The 15023-nt window shown below is 68.8% G+C and carries 14 protein-coding genes; 5 read left to right on the top strand and 9 right to left on the bottom strand.

Annotated features, from left to right (window positions below):
* Both QH195_RS14565 and QH195_RS14560 read left to right on the top strand, forming a co-directional pair.
* A partial coding sequence (locus QH195_RS14565; protein ID WP_432278838.1) for a pentapeptide repeat-containing protein occupies window positions 1-299 on the top strand: 299 nt, incomplete at its 5' end.
* Window positions 300-1147: 848 nt separating this feature from the next.
* On the top strand, window positions 1148-1570 hold the full coding sequence (locus QH195_RS14560) for a hypothetical protein (RefSeq protein ID WP_280435754.1): 423 nt from the start codon (window positions 1148-1150) through the stop codon (window positions 1568-1570).
* 555 nt (window positions 1571-2125) lie between these two features.
* Here the strand turns inward: QH195_RS14560 and QH195_RS14555 are convergent.
* From QH195_RS14555 to QH195_RS14525, 7 genes are all read right to left on the bottom strand, one after another.
* Window positions 2126-2962: an enoyl-CoA hydratase/isomerase family protein gene (locus QH195_RS14555; RefSeq protein ID WP_280435753.1), complete on the bottom strand. Its 837-nt coding sequence runs from the start codon at window positions 2960-2962 to the stop codon at window positions 2126-2128.
* 25 nt (window positions 2963-2987) lie between these two features.
* Window positions 2988-3758 (bottom strand): SDR family NAD(P)-dependent oxidoreductase, encoded by a 771-nt coding sequence (locus tag QH195_RS14550; RefSeq protein ID WP_280435752.1) that lies wholly within the window; start codon window positions 3756-3758, stop codon window positions 2988-2990.
* A gap of 339 nt (window positions 3759-4097) precedes the next feature.
* Window positions 4098-4853, bottom strand: coding sequence for a hypothetical protein (locus tag QH195_RS14545; RefSeq protein ID WP_280435751.1), 756 nt, complete (start codon window positions 4851-4853; stop codon window positions 4098-4100).
* 51 nt (window positions 4854-4904) lie between these two features.
* Window positions 4905-6629 carry an asparagine synthetase B family protein gene (locus QH195_RS14540; protein WP_280435750.1) on the bottom strand — a complete coding sequence of 575 codons (1725 nt, stop codon included), beginning with the start codon at window positions 6627-6629 and terminating at the stop codon, window positions 4905-4907.
* A 9-nt stretch (window positions 6630-6638) separates the two neighbouring features.
* Window positions 6639-7121, bottom strand: a complete 483-nt coding sequence (locus tag QH195_RS14535; protein ID WP_280435749.1) for a hypothetical protein — start codon at window positions 7119-7121, stop codon at window positions 6639-6641.
* A gap of 11 nt (window positions 7122-7132) precedes the next feature.
* On the bottom strand, window positions 7133-7894 hold the full coding sequence (locus QH195_RS14530; protein WP_280435748.1) for a hypothetical protein: 762 nt from the start codon (window positions 7892-7894) through the stop codon (window positions 7133-7135).
* Window positions 7891-8928, bottom strand: a complete 1038-nt coding sequence (locus tag QH195_RS14525; RefSeq protein ID WP_280435747.1) for a hypothetical protein — start codon at window positions 8926-8928, stop codon at window positions 7891-7893. The genes QH195_RS14530 and QH195_RS14525 overlap by 4 nt, the downstream gene beginning before the upstream one ends.
* 184 nt (window positions 8929-9112) lie before the next feature.
* Here QH195_RS14525 and QH195_RS14520 point away from each other — a divergent pair, with 184 nt between their 5' ends.
* Window positions 9113-9994: an LLM class flavin-dependent oxidoreductase gene (locus QH195_RS14520; protein ID WP_280435746.1), complete on the top strand. Its 882-nt coding sequence runs from the start codon at window positions 9113-9115 to the stop codon at window positions 9992-9994.
* A gap of 152 nt (window positions 9995-10146) precedes the next feature.
* Entirely contained in the window at window positions 10147-11079 is a 933-nt protein-coding gene (bla, locus tag QH195_RS14515) for a class A beta-lactamase (protein WP_432278391.1), read from the top strand.
* 22 nt (window positions 11080-11101) lie between these two features.
* On the opposite strand, the gene ligA is transcribed toward bla, so the two are convergent.
* Window positions 11102-13093, bottom strand: a complete 1992-nt coding sequence (gene ligA / locus QH195_RS14510; protein WP_280435744.1) for an NAD-dependent DNA ligase LigA — start codon at window positions 13091-13093, stop codon at window positions 11102-11104.
* A gap of 320 nt (window positions 13094-13413) precedes the next feature.
* Between ligA and QH195_RS14505 the strand changes: the two genes are divergently transcribed.
* Window positions 13414-14331: a phosphatidylinositol mannoside acyltransferase gene (locus tag QH195_RS14505; RefSeq protein WP_280435755.1), complete on the top strand. Its 918-nt coding sequence runs from the start codon at window positions 13414-13416 to the stop codon at window positions 14329-14331.
* A gap of 39 nt (window positions 14332-14370) precedes the next feature.
* Here the strand turns inward: QH195_RS14505 and QH195_RS14500 are convergent, their stop codons facing one another.
* The gene (locus QH195_RS14500; protein WP_280435743.1) at window positions 14371-14967 is read right to left on the bottom strand and encodes an AAA family ATPase; all 597 of its coding nucleotides are present in this window, start codon (window positions 14965-14967) and stop codon (window positions 14371-14373) included.
* Between the last annotated feature and the right edge of the window lie 56 nt (window positions 14968-15023).

Here is a 15023-nt window from a genome sequence, read left to right as displayed (position 1 = left end):
GGTTCGGGCACACCGGGTTCGGGCACACCGGGTTCGGGCACACCGGGTTCAGGAACGCACGGTTCAAGGACGCCGGGTTCGGGCACGCCGGGTTCGGGCACGCCGGGTTCGGGCACGCCGGGTTCGGGCACGCCCGGTTCGGGCACACCGGGTTCGGGCACGCCCGGTTCGGGCACACCGGGTTCGGGCACGCCGGGTTCGGGCACGCCCGGTTCGGGCACACCGGGTTCGGGCACGCCCGGTTCGGGCACGCCGGGTTCGGGCACGCCCGGTTCAGGCACACCCGGTTCGGGTGGTGACTCGGGTGGCGGCGATGACAGTGGTCGGCGTGATGACGACGATGACAGTGGTCGGCGTGATGACGACGATGACAGTGGTCGGCGTGATGACGACGATGATTCGGACAAGAAGATCAGTAAGAAGGCCATGGCCGTCGGTGCTGTCACCGCTGTTGGTCTCGCTGCTGGCGGTGGTTTTCTGCTGGGCCAGGACAGCGGGGACGAGAATCCCGAGACTCCGAAAGAGCCGGAAGTACCGCCACCACCTCCTGAGGAGCCTCCTGCCGAGGAGGAGGAAAAACCGTATGAGGAGGACGACGACGACTCCGACGAGGAGAACAACGGCGGCGGTGACGACGATCCTTACTTCGGTGGACCGGACGATTCCGGCACAGGCACGGATGAATCCGGTTCCGACGACACCGGTTCCGGCGACCTCGATTTGGGCGACCTCGGTTTGGGTGATCTCGATCTGGGTGGCTCCGGTTCGGATGGTTCCGATTCGGGCCTGTTCGGGCCCGACGGCCTCGGTTCCGGCGAGCTCTCGGCGGAGGAACTCGGGTCCGGCACCGGTGGTTCGGATGATTCAGACAGCTCGCGTGATCCCAGCCCGGAACCGAGCCCGAGTCCCGGCCCCAGTCCGACGCCCACCCCGACCCCGACGCCCGGTGGCGGCGGTATCGGGGACATGATGACGCCGCTGTTGATGGCGAGCATGCTGTCGGGTATGGGCGGCAAGGACGAGGAGGACAGCGAAGAGGACAGCGAGTCCGATAAGGACGAGCAGAAACCGCCGCCTTCCGCGCCGGCTCCCGATCCGGGTCCGCCGCCGACCGGTCAACCTCCCGCTGAGGGTGAGCCTCCCGCTGATGGTGAACCACCTGCAGAAGGTGAGCCTCCTGCTGAGGGTGCGCCTCCGGGGGAAGGTGAGCCTCCCGCCGAGGGTGCGCCTCCCGGCGAAGGTGAGCCTCCCGCCGAGGGCGAGCCTCCCGCCGAGGGCGAGCCTCCTGCCGAGGGTGAACCACCTGCAGAAGGTGAGCCTCCCGCTGAGGGTGAACCACCTGCTGAGGGTGAGCCTCCCGCTGAGGGTGAACCACCTGCAGAAGGTGAGCCTCCCGCTGAGGGTGAACCACCTGCTGAGGGTGAGCCTCCCGCCGAGGGCGAACCACCGGCAAACGGTGAACCGCCGGGCGAGGGCGCGCCGGCTACGGAAGGTGATGCTCCCGCCGAGGGCGAACCCGGCGAGAGCGGAACTGCGGGCGAACCGCCTGCCGAGGGTGGCGCTCCGGTAGCGGACTACCGGCCGGTGCCGCCGCCGGAAGTTCGCACCCAACCGCGGGACGGGTCGACCTGACGACCGTGGCAGCCTGTTCGGGGCCTGTCGGCGCTTATGGTCGGCGCGGCGACGGGAATCCGCGGGGCAGAGGACGTTCGCTGTGGGCGGCCTTTGTCTCGACCGGGTGGAGGTTTCGGCTACCGTCCGCCCGGTCTGCGGGTCCGCGCCGAGGTGCCGACATCTCCGGCTCGGCGGGTGGTAGCGGGCCATCGAGGTGATCGGTGCTCTTCTTCAGGCCGCCTCGGAGCCGGCAGCCTGGCCGGTGCAACCTGACAGAGGTTTCCGCTGGTGATCACCGTTGCCGTGGTAGCCCTGGCGGTCGTCGCCGTGTCCGCCCGGCAGCCGATGATGCGGTAGCGACTGGGTCGGTCCGTCGTGCCTGCGACGGGTCAGGGCCCGGACCGGGACTGGTCCGGGCCGACCTGTGCCGCCGCGCATTTCGGCACGGGTGCAGTGCTGTGCAGCCTCCTACACGCCATCGCCGGCGGCTGAAGAATTAGCGGCGAAGGACCTACAGCGGACCCCACCTGGTATCGGTGCCCTCCCGGAAAGCCGAGAAGGAGGCATCGAGTTCGCCGGTGGCGCTGCACATCACCTGGGTGCGGTTCTCGATATCGAGGGCGTGCCGGAGACTGGGTGAATCCACGGTTTGCCACATGGTTTCCTTCGTCATCCAGACCGCGAGCGGGGAATGCCGGGCGATCTCCTCGGCCTTGGCGACGGCGCGATCGAGGAGGTCGTCGCGGCTGGTCACCTCCAGTACCAGGCCCATGCGTTCGGCCTCGTGGGCGTCGAAGATACGGCCGGTGAGCAGGAGTTCGGCCGAGCGGGAAGCGCCGACCAGGCGCGGCAGGTGGTAGCTGGTGCCCATATCGCAGGCCGAGATACCGTGCCGGATGAAGACGGCGCCGAAACTCGCGTCGTCGCTTGCGAAGCGGATATCGCAGGCCAGGGCAAGGGCGAAACCGCCGCCTACCGCGGCCCCGTTCACCGCGGCGATCACGGGCTGGCGGAGGCGGTGGATCTTCTCGAACGCCGAGGCCATCAGTTCTTGGGAGGCATAGATCCGGGCCACCGGAGAGTGCACCGAGCCCAGCAGGGCGGCCGTCGGGTTGGCGTCCCTGGCGGTGAAATCTTCCGGCTGCGCTTTGAGGTCGGCGCCGGCGGAGAAGCCGGCGCCGGAGCCGGTGATGACGAGAGCGCGAACCTCCGGCTTGCCGTTCACATCGTCGAGCACGGTGTGCAATTCCGCGACTGTTTGATTGTCGAGCGCGTTACGCCGGTGCGGGCGCTCGATCGTCAGCACGACAACGCCGGAGGGCAGGTATTCGGTGGAGAGCTGGGACACGGATCGGACCTTTCCGGAAGCGGACTCAGCGGGCGACGGTGCCGCCGTCGACCAGGAATGTCTGGCCGGTGATGAAACTGCCGGCGTCGGAACACAGCAGTAACGCCGTCCCGACCATTTCGTCGGGTTCGGCGAGGCGGCCCAGGAGCGACGCCCCGGCCATCGCCTCGATGAACTCGGGCGGATTCTTGCGGACCATATCGGTGTCCACCGCGCCGGGCGCCATGGCGTTCACGCGGATACCGTCGGCGGCGAATTCGGCGGCCATGGAGCGGGTGAACGACAGCAGGGCGGCCTTGCCCGCCGCGTACATCGACAGCGCGGGGGCGAACTGCATCGCCGCGACCGAGCCGAAGTTGAGCACGGCCGCGTGTTCGCTGGCCCGCAGATACGGCAGCGCCGCCTGGACCAGGAACAACGGCCCCTGCACGTTGACGCCGAATGATTTGCCGACTGCCTCCGGCTGCATACTCCCCAAGGGTTGCGCGAGCGCGTTGGCGGCGTTGTTGACGACGATATCGAGCCCACCGAACCGCTGCACCGTGGTCGCCACCAGATCGTGCAGGGCGCTCACCTCGCCGAGATGGGCCGGGACGCCGATGGCTTCCGCGCCGAGTTCGCGCAGCCGGGTCGCGGCCTCGTCGCAGGCTTCCGGTTTACGGCTCGCCACCACGATATTCGCGCCCGCGCAGGCGAAGCCCTCGGCCAGCGCCAGCCCGATACCGCGGGTGCCGCCGGTGATGATCGCGGTCCGGCCGCTCAGGTCGAACAATTTCCGGTAGGAGTCCTGATCCACCCGGGCCACCCTCTCGATCTCCGGGCGGTACCGCCCGCCACCTGACTACAGCCGCAGTCAGTTGTATCAGTCCGAGAGGTGCTCCCGCGCGACTTCGGCAGCGACGGGGAGCTCGGCCCGAGAGCGGCGGGCCCACGACCGGAGTAGCCAGACTTCGCGCGCCGCACCGCGCCGACCGTGACTTCGATCGTGAAACCCGTTGGTGGCCAGCGGACTGCGTGCCCACACACGTTTCGCCGGTGCCCCCCGGGCGGTACAGCCATCGAGCCGCTACCGGGCGAGTTCGGACCGTTCACTCATGAGCACTTGCCGACCGCGGACAACGGGCCGGTATCGGTTTCAGTGGTCGGGGGCGACGGTATCGATACAGGTGGCGGCGGCGGGTAGCTCGTCGGCGAGGAAGACCGTCTGGGCCATCATCTTGTAACCCGACATCTGCTCGCGGAAAACCTCGATGGACTCCTCCGGATGCACCGAATCGATCACCGCGTGCGGGCCGATCGCGTTGAACTGGTGGCTCACGCCGCGCGGAATCTGCATATCGACGAACGAGCAGGGCGGCACGATCAAGTTGTATCGGATGCGATGCACACCGGCGGGGGTATCGGGTAGGTCGTCTTCGAAGGTGGCCGGGCGAAACGGTGTGACGCCCGCGATATCGGTGACCTCGAAGGGGGAGAGGCTGCCGACCCTGATGCGGGTATCGGGTCCGGTCATCATTCGTACGAAACGCAGTCCGGTGTGCAGATGCATCCGGGAGCAGATATCGCGTTCGGCGACATCGTAGAAGTCCATGAGGTAGCGGTCGGCGAAGAAACCGTCGAACGGCTTCTCGATCATGTACACATCGCCCTCCTCGAAAGTTTGCGAGCGGACGATGCCGTCGGAGTCCGGGCCTGTCGCCGCGGCGCTCTGTTTGGCGCGGGTGACGATATCGGCGAAAGCGTTCACCACCGCCAGCGCGACCGGCTCCGGGAACTGCGCGACCGGGGTGACCGCATTGCGTCCCGCGTCCCGGAACGTGGCGACATCGTGGATCTCGTTGTCGTCGTCGGCCTGCTGTTTGAGCGGGGGCGGGGTGTGCGGTGCGGACATCGGTGCGGGACTCCTGGTTTCGAACGGTGACGGCAAGCGGCGCGGAGAGGTTCAGGGGCCCACCTCGAACGACCGCAACCACAGTTCCAGCGTGAGGACCAGCCACAATTTGCCGCCGTGGCGCGGCAGCAGGGAGCCGTCACCGCGCAGCCAGGCACGCAGCGTATCGGCGCGGAACAGGTCGCGGGCCCGCGCGCTGGGGCCGAAGAGCACGTCGTTGCCCAGATCGGCGAGCGGTCCGGTGAGCCACTGCTGCACCGGAACCCGCATTCCGCTCTTCGGCCGGTCGACAATGGTCGCGGGCAGCAGATCGCGGACCGCTTCCTTCAGAATCCACTTCTCCGTCGTGCCGGCGAGTTTGAGGTTCGCCGGTATCCGGAACGAGTAGTCGATGACATCGCGGTCGAACAGCGGGGCGCGGCCCTCCACTCCGCTTGCGGCGGTGAGTCGTTCCACTTTGGTGAGGATGTGGTGCGCGCCTTTGGTGCGCAGGTTGGTGTGCAGGAGTTGATTGAGCAGGCCGGTCATCCTGCCCTGTTGCAGGTACGGGGTGAGCAGATCGGTCAGCGGCGGGGCGTCCGACAACTCCGCCAGCACCCCGGAGGTGAGCAGGACGGGCAGGTCGCCGTGGCATTTGCGGTAGCTGTCGAGATAGGCGCGGGCGCGGGACTGCGGACCGGGATCGTCGCGGAACAGTTCGAAGATCAGCATCGGCAGGTTCTTCGGGCCACCGAATACCGGGTCCCCGCCTTCACCGTTGAGGATGGTGCCGGCGCCGTCGGCCGCGGCGGCCTCGGCCAGCAACAGGTTCGGCACCGTGAGGGGATCACCTACCGGGCAGTCCAGCAGGGAGACGGTATGGGCGAGCCGGTCGGCGACGGCGGTTCCGGGCACCGTGAGCACCCGGTGGGTGGTGCGGCAGTGGGTGGCGACGAGGCCGGAGTAGGCGAGCTCGTTCGGGGTGGTGCCGTCGAAACCGATCGAATACGACCGCACCGGATGCTCGTGCAGTTTCGTGGCGAGGGCGGTGACCAGGCTGCTGTCGATACCGCCGGACAGCAGGACGGCGACCGGTTCGCCCGCCGGTAAACGCCGGGCGGTCGCGCTCTCGAGGAGTTCCCGCAACCGCTGCGCGTGTTCGCGGGCGGGCCGGTCCTCGGTATGTTCCGCAGGCTCCCAGAAGATCTGCTCGTCGACCGAACCGTCGGGTCGCAGCCGCAGGCATCGGCCCGGCAGCACCTCGTGGACGCCGCGCAACAGGGTTTCCGAACCCGGCAGGTACGCGAAGGTCAGGAACGAGCGCACGGCGGGCAGATGCAGCCCGGTCTCCAGTTCGGGCCAGCGCCGCAGCGCGCGTAACGAAGTCGCTGCCGCCCACTGGCCGCGGGCACGGGCATGGAACAGGGTGCGGGCACCGACATGGTCGCGGACCAGCACCAGCTCGGTGCCCTCGGAGATCGCCAGTGCGAACATCCCGTCGGCCGCCGCCAGACCGGTAGCGCCGAAACGTGCGTAGCAGGCCAGCAGCAGGAGCCCGTCGGCGCAATCCGGTGGCGGGGCATCCGGCCCCAGGCCCCGGCGTAGCTCCGCGACATTGAACAGGGTGACCTCCCCGATTGCCGTCAGATCACCCCAGGTGAACGGCCCCGCAGCCCGGCCCGGTTCGTCGAGCAGCCCGAATGCGGTGCGCCCCGATACCGGAACCGGGTCGCCACCGACCGCGCGGACCTGCGCGGCCGGGTCGTGCGCTGTCAGGAATGCACACCATCGGCTCACTGCTGCTCCTCAGCCGAAATCGCCGTCGGTATCGGCGTCGCCGCCCCATTCGCCGTATTCGCCGGAGCCGCCCGTGGCCGCGGCCGGGTCTTCTTCGGCGGCGAGGCGTAGCTCTTCTTCCTGCTCGGGGGTCAGCGACTCCGGTGGCGCGATCAGACTGCCCACCAGTACGACCCCCGCCGCGGCGGCGAGGATACCGCCGAGCCGGCCGCCGAACGACGAACGATTGGCGGTGAGGACGCCGTCACCCCACAGAGTTCGCCCGTAACCGGCCTCGCGCCCGTAGACGATGCGGCCGTCGCCGTAGGTGCGTTTGATCAGGTGCCGGCCCAGCGGTTCGTCGGTGCCGGTGGAGCCGCGGTCGTCGCGCCACGACACCACCCCGTCCGGCCCGCGGGAGCGCCATTCCTGCCGGCCGTCGGAATACCGGCGATGCACGGTCCGGTCGGCCAGCAGCTCGTCGGTGTAGGTGATCTCGTCGCGTGCGCGCATACTCGGCTCCTTCATGAGGCGGGCCAGGTGAGAAAGCCCGTCCGCCGGGCGCGGCGGATATCGATCGAGGTGCTACCGGGCCGCTGGACACTGCGAACCAGCCGGTGCACACTGCGCAGCAGCACCGCGGGATTCACCGATTCCACTTCGACGGCCCGGGTCCGGACGGGGTCCGTTGTGCGGATATATGTGAGGTGCAGCGGTGCGGTCTGGGCGGGGCGCAGGCCGATCGGCACGATATCGACGCCGCCGGGGATATCGGTCAGACCGGGCAGCTGTTCCGGGAAGGTGCGGTCTGCCGGGCTCGCGTCGTGCAGGACGTAGACGGTGCCGTGCACGCGGGCGAGCATCGTCGTGATTCCCGGGTCGAGCGGTAGTTCCGCGGCGCTCACCACCGGGCACGCCGATTCCATCGGTATCCCGTTGGCACGCAACATGGCCGCGACCGCCGTGGAACGGCAGATCAGCAGCCGCGGCAGGCCGTAATCGAAGAGATCCGGTTCCGGGGTGTGCGCACCCGCCTCCGCCGGGCGGGGCCGCGGCGGGGCGAGTAGTCCGGGCACTGCACCGATACGGTCGAGCGCCGCCCGGAAAGCGCGGTACGGCACCACCGGCGGCACTGTGAACGCGGGCCGGCGTGGTAGCCGCTGCACCGGCAGCACCGTGCGGCACACCTCGTAGTACAGCTGCCGTTCGGTGAACAGCAGTCCGTTCGGCGCCGCGGCCCGTTCGGCGGCAAGACCTACGATGCGGTCGAAGGTTCCGGTGATCATGCCGCCGGCCACGTCAGGAAACCCGTCCGGCGGGCCGCGCGCCGTTCGGCGTCGGTTTCGTCTTCGAGTTTCTCGGCCGCCCGGGAGACCACCGCGATCAGCCGCGCCGGTGGGATAGCGGCGATCGGCGACCACCATCCGGCCGCGAGCCAATCGATTTCCCGCTGGGTGAGTCCCACGGTGTACAGAAACGAGATACGGTCGGCCGTCGGTGGTCGTTCGTGCAGGCGGATGGCGGATTCGTTGTCCATCACCGCCCGCGGGGCGAGACCGAGAATCCGCACCCGGTCACCGAGAGTCAGCCGGGCGGCTTTCGCGTTGGCGAAACCTTGCAGGCTCGCATCGTGCAGCAACAGCACCGGGACCCCCGCCGGGGCGTTCTCGATACGGTCGGCGAGTGCCATATCGTAGGCCTGCGGTATCCGGTTGGCTGCCAGACATGCCCGCACGCTGGGGTCGTCGCAGACCAGAGCGACCCGCGGGTGCTCGATCACCGGGACCGGCACCTGCTGTTCGTCGACCACCCCCGGCGGGAATTCACCGTAGACGCTGATCCAGCGGCCGAGCACGTCGGTCCGGAATCCATACGCCGTCACCGGCATCGCGATCCGCGTCCGCCGCTGGAACCACGGGCGGCAGCTGTAGATCACCACCATCCCGGCCACCAGGGCGAGCGCACCGTACAGGATCACTTTCCAGAACACGAAAGCACCGCTCCATCCCTGGATGCCACTGATCAGGCACAGGATGTAGGTCACCAGGACAACGAGGCCCACCCAGGTCCCCGCCGTACCGCCGACATGGCGGTCCAGCCCGGGCAGCTGCCGCCGCGCCGCCGCGTACCAGAGCTGCGTCACGGTCGCGGACAGGCCGCGACCGGCGGTCAGGCGTTCCGTGAGCGACCGTAACCGCAGGTCGTGCAGGCCCAGCGGCTCTGCCTTGGGGTCGAGGGCGAACTCCCGCCCGCATTTCGAGCACCGGTGATCGGTGCGTTCCCGGCGCAGCAGATTCTCACTGCAGTGTGGACAGATCATGATCCGTCCTCCCTCCGGCGCACCACCAGCAGGTCGTGCCTCGTTCTCGCGGCAGGTCTGAATGACCGCTCTTCAACATTTAGCACGGAATTGCGAACACTCAGTGACCGATTCGGCTGTGGCCGTCACGTCGAGACTGGAACGTGTTCTTGCGAAGGCCGGGGGAGTGCCCGATGCTGGGGCGATGGATATCGGGATCGCATTGCCCACCATGTGCCGAGGCTATGACCGGGCGGCCACCGTCGAATGGTCGCGGCTCGCGGATCAAGGGCCGGTATCCAGCGTTTCGTGCGGTGAACGGATGACCTTCCACAACCCGGAGATGTGGACCACCCTGGCGGCCGCCGCCGCGGTGACCGAGCGGGTGCGGATCCTCGCGAATGTGTCGGTGGCACCGGCCCATCCGGTGGCGCTGGTGGCCAAACAGGCCGCGACGCTGGACGTCCTGTCGGAGGGCCGTTTCACCCTCGGCGTCGGCGTCGGCGGGCGCGGTGATGATTACCGCAGTCTCGGGGCCGGTTCCGAGCGCCGCCACGAACGGCTCGACCGGGCGGTCGCCGAACTGCGGTCGCTGTGGGCGGGTGAGCCGCCGTTCGAAGGGGCCGATCCCGTCGGCCCGCCGTGTGTCCAGCCCGGTGGCCCACCCGTGCTCGCCGGGGCGCTCGGCCCCAAATCGCTGGCCCGTGCCGCGCGCTGGGCCGACGGAGTGGTGTCGTTCAGCGTGGGCGGGGTGCCGGAGGAGATCGCGTGGTCCGCCGACGCCGCCCGCCGCGCCTGGGCCGCCGCGGACCGCGGAACGCCCCGGCTGGTGAGCGGTTGCTTCTACGTCCTGGGCGTGCCGGATGCCCAGACCGTCCTGCACGGTTTCACCGCGGAATACCTGGACTTCTTCGGTGCCGATCATGCCGCATCGGCCGCGGCTGCCATGAAGACCCACGACGCCGACGCATTGCACCGGACGCTGGACGCGGCGGAAGCAGCCGGACTCGACGAATTCATCCTGGTCCCCGGCTCGGCCGACCGCGCCGTCCTGGACGCGACCCTGGAACTCATCGCCGCCCGCTGAGCCCCGCGCCCGGCCGGTCGGCGTTGTGGCGTAGAAACAGCCACGGCCTGCGCCGATATCCATTACGACTCGTGCGCGGCGGGTCGAGCTATTTGCGGTAACCGACCGGGCGGTGATGTCCTGCCGCGGTGACCTACCCAATTCTTTCCCAGCTGAACCCACGAAACCGGAGACGGTTTCTGGCCGCCGCGCTGGCGGTCTCCGCGCTGTCGTTCAGCGCGGCCTGCGATTCGGCGCCGAATACCACCGCGACATCGGAACCCACGAGCAGCATCGCGGCACCGGCGGCCACCCAGGCTTTCGCGGACCTGGAGAAAACTCATGGTGCGCGGTTGGGGGTTTTCGCGCTCGATACAGCCACCGGTAGCAGTGTCTCGTATCGCCCGGACGAGCGGTTTGCGATGGGCTCCACGTTCAAGGGGCTCGCCTGCGGCGCCCTGCTGGACGCGCACCCGCTGTCGTCGGGGTTCTTCGACCAGGTGATCCACTATCCGCGCCACGAACTCGTCGAGTACTCGCCGGTGACGGAGCAGCACGTCGACACCGGAATGACGGTCGCCGATCTGTGCCACGCGGCGATCACCGTCTCCGACAACACCGCCGGTAATCAGATTCTGAAACTACTCGGCGGACCCGCCGGTTTCACCGCGTTCCTGCGCTCGATCGGAGACGACATCTCGCGATTGGATCGCTGGGAGACCGAACTCAACACTGCCATCCCCGGCGATGAGCGCGATACCACCACACCGGCCGCGCTGGCCGGCGACTATCGCACCCTCGTCGTCGGCGATACTCTGCCGGCACCCGAACGCGAACAGCTGAAAACCTGGCTGATCGCCACCACTTCGGGGGCGGACCGCATCCGCGCCGGCCTGCCCGCCGACTGGCTCGTCGGCCACAAAACCGGAACCCCCGCCTACGGTTCCGCCCACGATGTCGCCATCGTCTGGCCTCCGGGCCGCGCGCCGCTCGTGATCTCCGTGCTGAGCACGAAACCGGAACAGGACGCCGAACCCGACGGCGCGCTGCTGGCAGCGGCGACCCGGGCCGCCCTCGCGGAACTCGGTGTCGGCGAACCCGGCTGAACACAGCGCCAGGCCGAGACCTCTAGATCACCTTGGCTTCGATCAGCAGATTCCAGATCTCGCCCTGATCGACGATGTCGACGCCGAGTTTCTCCGCCTTGGCCAGCTTGCTGTCGCCGACTCCGGCGCCGGTGACGAGCAGGTCGGTGTTGGCCGATACCGATGATGCGGCTGTCGCACCGGCCTTCTCACACAGGCGCTGGAACGTCGGGCGGGCCACCTTTTCCCCGGAGCGCGGATCGCTGAGGGCGCCGGTGATCACCACCGTTTTGCCTGCCAAGGGAGCGCCGGCCTCGACGACCGGTGGAAGATCCTCTTCGCGTACATCGAGGGAGACCCCGGCCTGCCGCAGCCGTTCGAGTTCCGGCCGCAGGCGAGTGAGGTGTTCGACCAGTGAGGCGGCAACCTTCGGCCCGATATCGTCCACCGCCACGAGGCGTTCCTCGCCCGCGTCGGCGACCTCCTCGAGCGAGCGGAAGCCCGCCCGGGCCAGACGAGCGGCGGTGCCGTCGGAGGCCATCGGGATCGCCAAGCCGATCAGGGCACGGCGCAGCCCGACCGCTCGGCTCGCGTCGATAGAGTCGATCATGCGTGCGGCCGAAACCTCACCGATACGGTCGAATTCGAGCAGGCGCTCCGCGGTGAGCCCGTAGAAGTCCGACGGGCGTTCCAGGATCCCGGCCTCGGCGAGGCGCTCGATCCACACCTGTCCGAACGCATCGATATCGGCCGCCGCGCGTGATGCCCAGTGGATCAGCCTGCGCACCGTCTGCGCGGGACACGAGACGTTGGTGCAGAACAGTTCCCGGCTGTTTCCCTGTTCGGTCACCGGCTGCCCACACGACGGGCAGACGGTGGGGGGAACGATCTCGCGTTCCTCGCCCGTGCGTTTCGAGGCATCGAGTACCCCTGCCACGAACGGGATCACGTCACCCGCCCGGCGGACCAGCACGGTGTCACCGACCTTGATATCGCGGGCGCGGATCACCTCCTGGTTGGCCAGCGTCGCCTTCGTCACGGTGGTACCGCCCACGAAAACCGGTTCCAGCCAGGCGACCGGGACGATCTTGCCCGTTTTGCCGACATCCCAGACCACCTCGTTGAGCAGGGTGGTCTTCTCCTCGGCGGCGAACTTGAACGCCAGCGCACCACGCGGGCTGGCGGATCGGGTTCCGGCGGCGGCATAGGCGCCGCGATCGGCCAAGCGCAACACCGCGCCGTCGATGTCGTAGTCCAGGTCGTTGCGACCCTGCTCGATCGCAGTGATCGCCGCCCGGGCCTGTTCCGCGTCGGGACAGACCCGCATCTGCGCGCCCGCGATCCCCAGCGCCCGCAGGCCCTCTTCGAGATCGGCCGCGGCGCCGCCTGCGGAGGTGTCGAGGTCGAAGCCGAAGAACTGCAGGCGCCGCTCGGCGACGGTGGCCGGGTCCTTCGCCCGCAATGTTCCCGCCGCGGCGTTGCGGGGATTGATCAGGGGTTTGTCCGCGTGTCCGGTGTTGTAGGCGAGGAACGTCGAGCGCAGCATCACCGCTTCCCCGCGCACCTCCACTCGCCCCGGGACGTCGATCCGTTCCGGAACGCCGTCGACGAGCGCGCGGACCAGCACGGTCACGTCGTCACCCGTGGTGCCGTCGCCCCTGGTGACCGCACGCACGAGTGGCCCGTCCTCGTAGACCAGGGCCAGGGACAAGCCGTCGAGCTTCGGCATCACCACCACGGGCTGGCCGGGGAAGCGATCGAAGAATGCCGCAACCTGCTCGGGTGTGGTCGCCTTCTCGAGCGACAGCATCGGACGCGAATGCCGGACCGGGGCATGCAGCACCGCGGGCGCACCGACCTGCTCCAGCGGGTTCGGGTCGGGCGCGAGCTCGGGATATGCCTCGATCAGGCCGCGCAGCTCGTCCTCGATCGTGTCGTACTCGGCGTCCGCGACCAGCGGTGAGCCCTGATAGTAGGCATCCCGCAAGACCACGATGCGGTCGGCGAGCTCTCGGATACGTTCCCCTGTTTCCACAGCTGCCGACGCTACCGAGAACCACCGACATCCGGCGCGACGACATCACCGGCGGCGGGGACCGCACCGCGGCCGCGAACGATCCGGCCGGCGGACGCCTGTTCCGATGCGTCGCGGACCCGGACATCCCGCGCCGGTTCGAAGATCCACCGGGCATCGCCGGGGGTGGGTACCATCGAGGCGTTCGCGCATCGCGTATGACCCCTGCGCACCATTTCGATTCAGTTCGAGGATCGGTCCACCGGAGAATCGAGTCGAAGGCATCGACCATGGCACATTCGAACGACTCCCCAGGTACCCCGGCGCGAGCCGGTGTCCGGGTGAACGCGGGCGCCCGCGCGGCCGATCTCGGGTACGCGGCGGCCTGGCGGCTGGTGCGGCTGCTGCCGCAGCGGTGGGCCGCGTGGCTGTTCCGGATCGCGGCCGATCGGGCGGCCCGCGGGGGCGGCCCGGAACAATTGCGCCGCAACCTCGCCCGCGTGCTCGGCACCACCCCGGCGGAAGTGCCCGACGACCTCGTCCGGGAGAGCCTGCGTTCCTACGCCAGATACTGGTGCGAGGCGTTCCGGCTGCCCTCGATGGATCCGGTGCGGCTGGCCGAGACCATCGAATCCTCGGCCACCGGGGTCGAGTACATACGTGACGCGGTCGCGCGTGGCGGTGGCGCGGTGCTCGCGCTGCCGCACAGCGGGAACTGGGACCTGGCCGGGGTGTGGGTGGTGCGGCGGCTGGGCACGCCGACCGTTGTGGCCGAGCGGCTGGCACCGGAGTCACTGTTCCAGCGTTTCGTCCGGTTCCGGGAGAGCCTCGGTTTCGAGATCATTCCACTCACCGGTGTGGAGACACCGCCGTTCGAACAGTTGGCCGCCCGGCTCCGGGCCGGCCGCATAGTGGGGCTGCTGGGCGAACGCGATCTGTCCGGTGCGGGCGTACCGGTCGACTTCTTCGGCGAACCCGCCACCATGCCCGCGGGCCCGGCCAAACTGGCCATCGAGACCGGCGCCCCTCTGCTGCCGGTGCACTGCTGGTTCACCCCGGACGGCTGGGGCTTCGACATCGGCGCACCCGTCGACACCACCGGTGGTGTCGCCGCGACGACGCAGCGGCTGGCCGACAGGTTCGCCGCCGGTATCGCGGCGCACCCCGCCGATTGGCATATGCTGCAACGGGTCTGGACGGCCGACTTCACCGCCGAGCAGCTCGCCCGGATCGAGGCCCGCCGCACGCGATCACGCTGAGCGTCGTCCCGGGCCGACCGGAAGGCTGCGCAGCGGCGGTCATCTCGGCGGGACCGCGAACCGGGCGATCGCTTCGAGATCCGGGCAGTAGCCGTCGGTGGTGTCGACAGTGAGGGCGGGCACGTCGAGATCGACCGATTCGAAATGCTCAACCGAATGGCTACCGGAAGTGATCGCCGCGAGGAGGTCCGCGTCGTTGTGTGCCCGCCGATGAGGGTCCATCTCGGCGCGGCGGATGATCCGGTCCCGGATTTCCGATATCGATGCCGTGCAGTGAACGACCCGGATATCGGCTACCCGAGACAGCGCCAGCAGATTCGGCACCCACAATCGCCGCTGGTATGCGGCTTCGGCAACCACTGTGACACCGGCCCGCACCATGACGCCGAGAACGTCGAAAAAAGCGGTCAGCACCGGCATGTTCAGCTCATCGCAGTCCCGCCCCGCTGTCCGATCGGCGGCCAGGGCCATGCCCTGCTTGATTTCGTCGCGTATCACCGCAGGAACACCGAGTCGCTGGGCCATCGCGTGCGCGAGTGTGGTCTTGCCGCTGCCCGGTGGTCCACTCACCACGATCAGCACCGGCGCCGGCGCCGGAATGGTTCCGCTGTCCTGCCCTGAGCCGCTGTCCGACACGATCTCGCCCCTCCTCGTCGGCGCCGGTGTCCGAGTCCGGACACGTAACCATCATG

The organism is Nocardia carnea (genome assembly GCF_029868855.1).
Lineage (GTDB): Bacteria > Actinomycetota > Actinomycetes > Mycobacteriales > Mycobacteriaceae > Nocardia > Nocardia carnea_A.
The sequence above is the reverse complement of the archived record's forward strand: the minus strand, read 5'-3'. Positions and strand labels throughout refer to the sequence as shown.

Coding starts and splice junctions, on each gene's coding strand:
- QH195_RS14560 (WP_280435754.1), top strand. CDS start 1,148: ATGGTGAACCACCTGCAGAAGGTGAGCCTCCTGCTGAGGGTGCGCCTC.
- QH195_RS14545 (WP_280435751.1), bottom strand. CDS start 4,853: ATGTCCGCACCGCACACCCCGCCCCCGCTCAAACAGCAGGCCGACGAC.
- QH195_RS14535 (WP_280435749.1), bottom strand. CDS start 7,121: ATGCGCGCACGCGACGAGATCACCTACACCGACGAGCTGCTGGCCGAC.
- QH195_RS14530 (WP_280435748.1), bottom strand. CDS start 7,894: ATGATCACCGGAACCTTCGACCGCATCGTAGGTCTTGCCGCCGAACGG.
- QH195_RS14525 (WP_280435747.1), bottom strand. CDS start 8,928: ATGATCTGTCCACACTGCAGTGAGAATCTGCTGCGCCGGGAACGCACC.
- QH195_RS14520 (WP_280435746.1), top strand. CDS start 9,113: ATGGATATCGGGATCGCATTGCCCACCATGTGCCGAGGCTATGACCGG.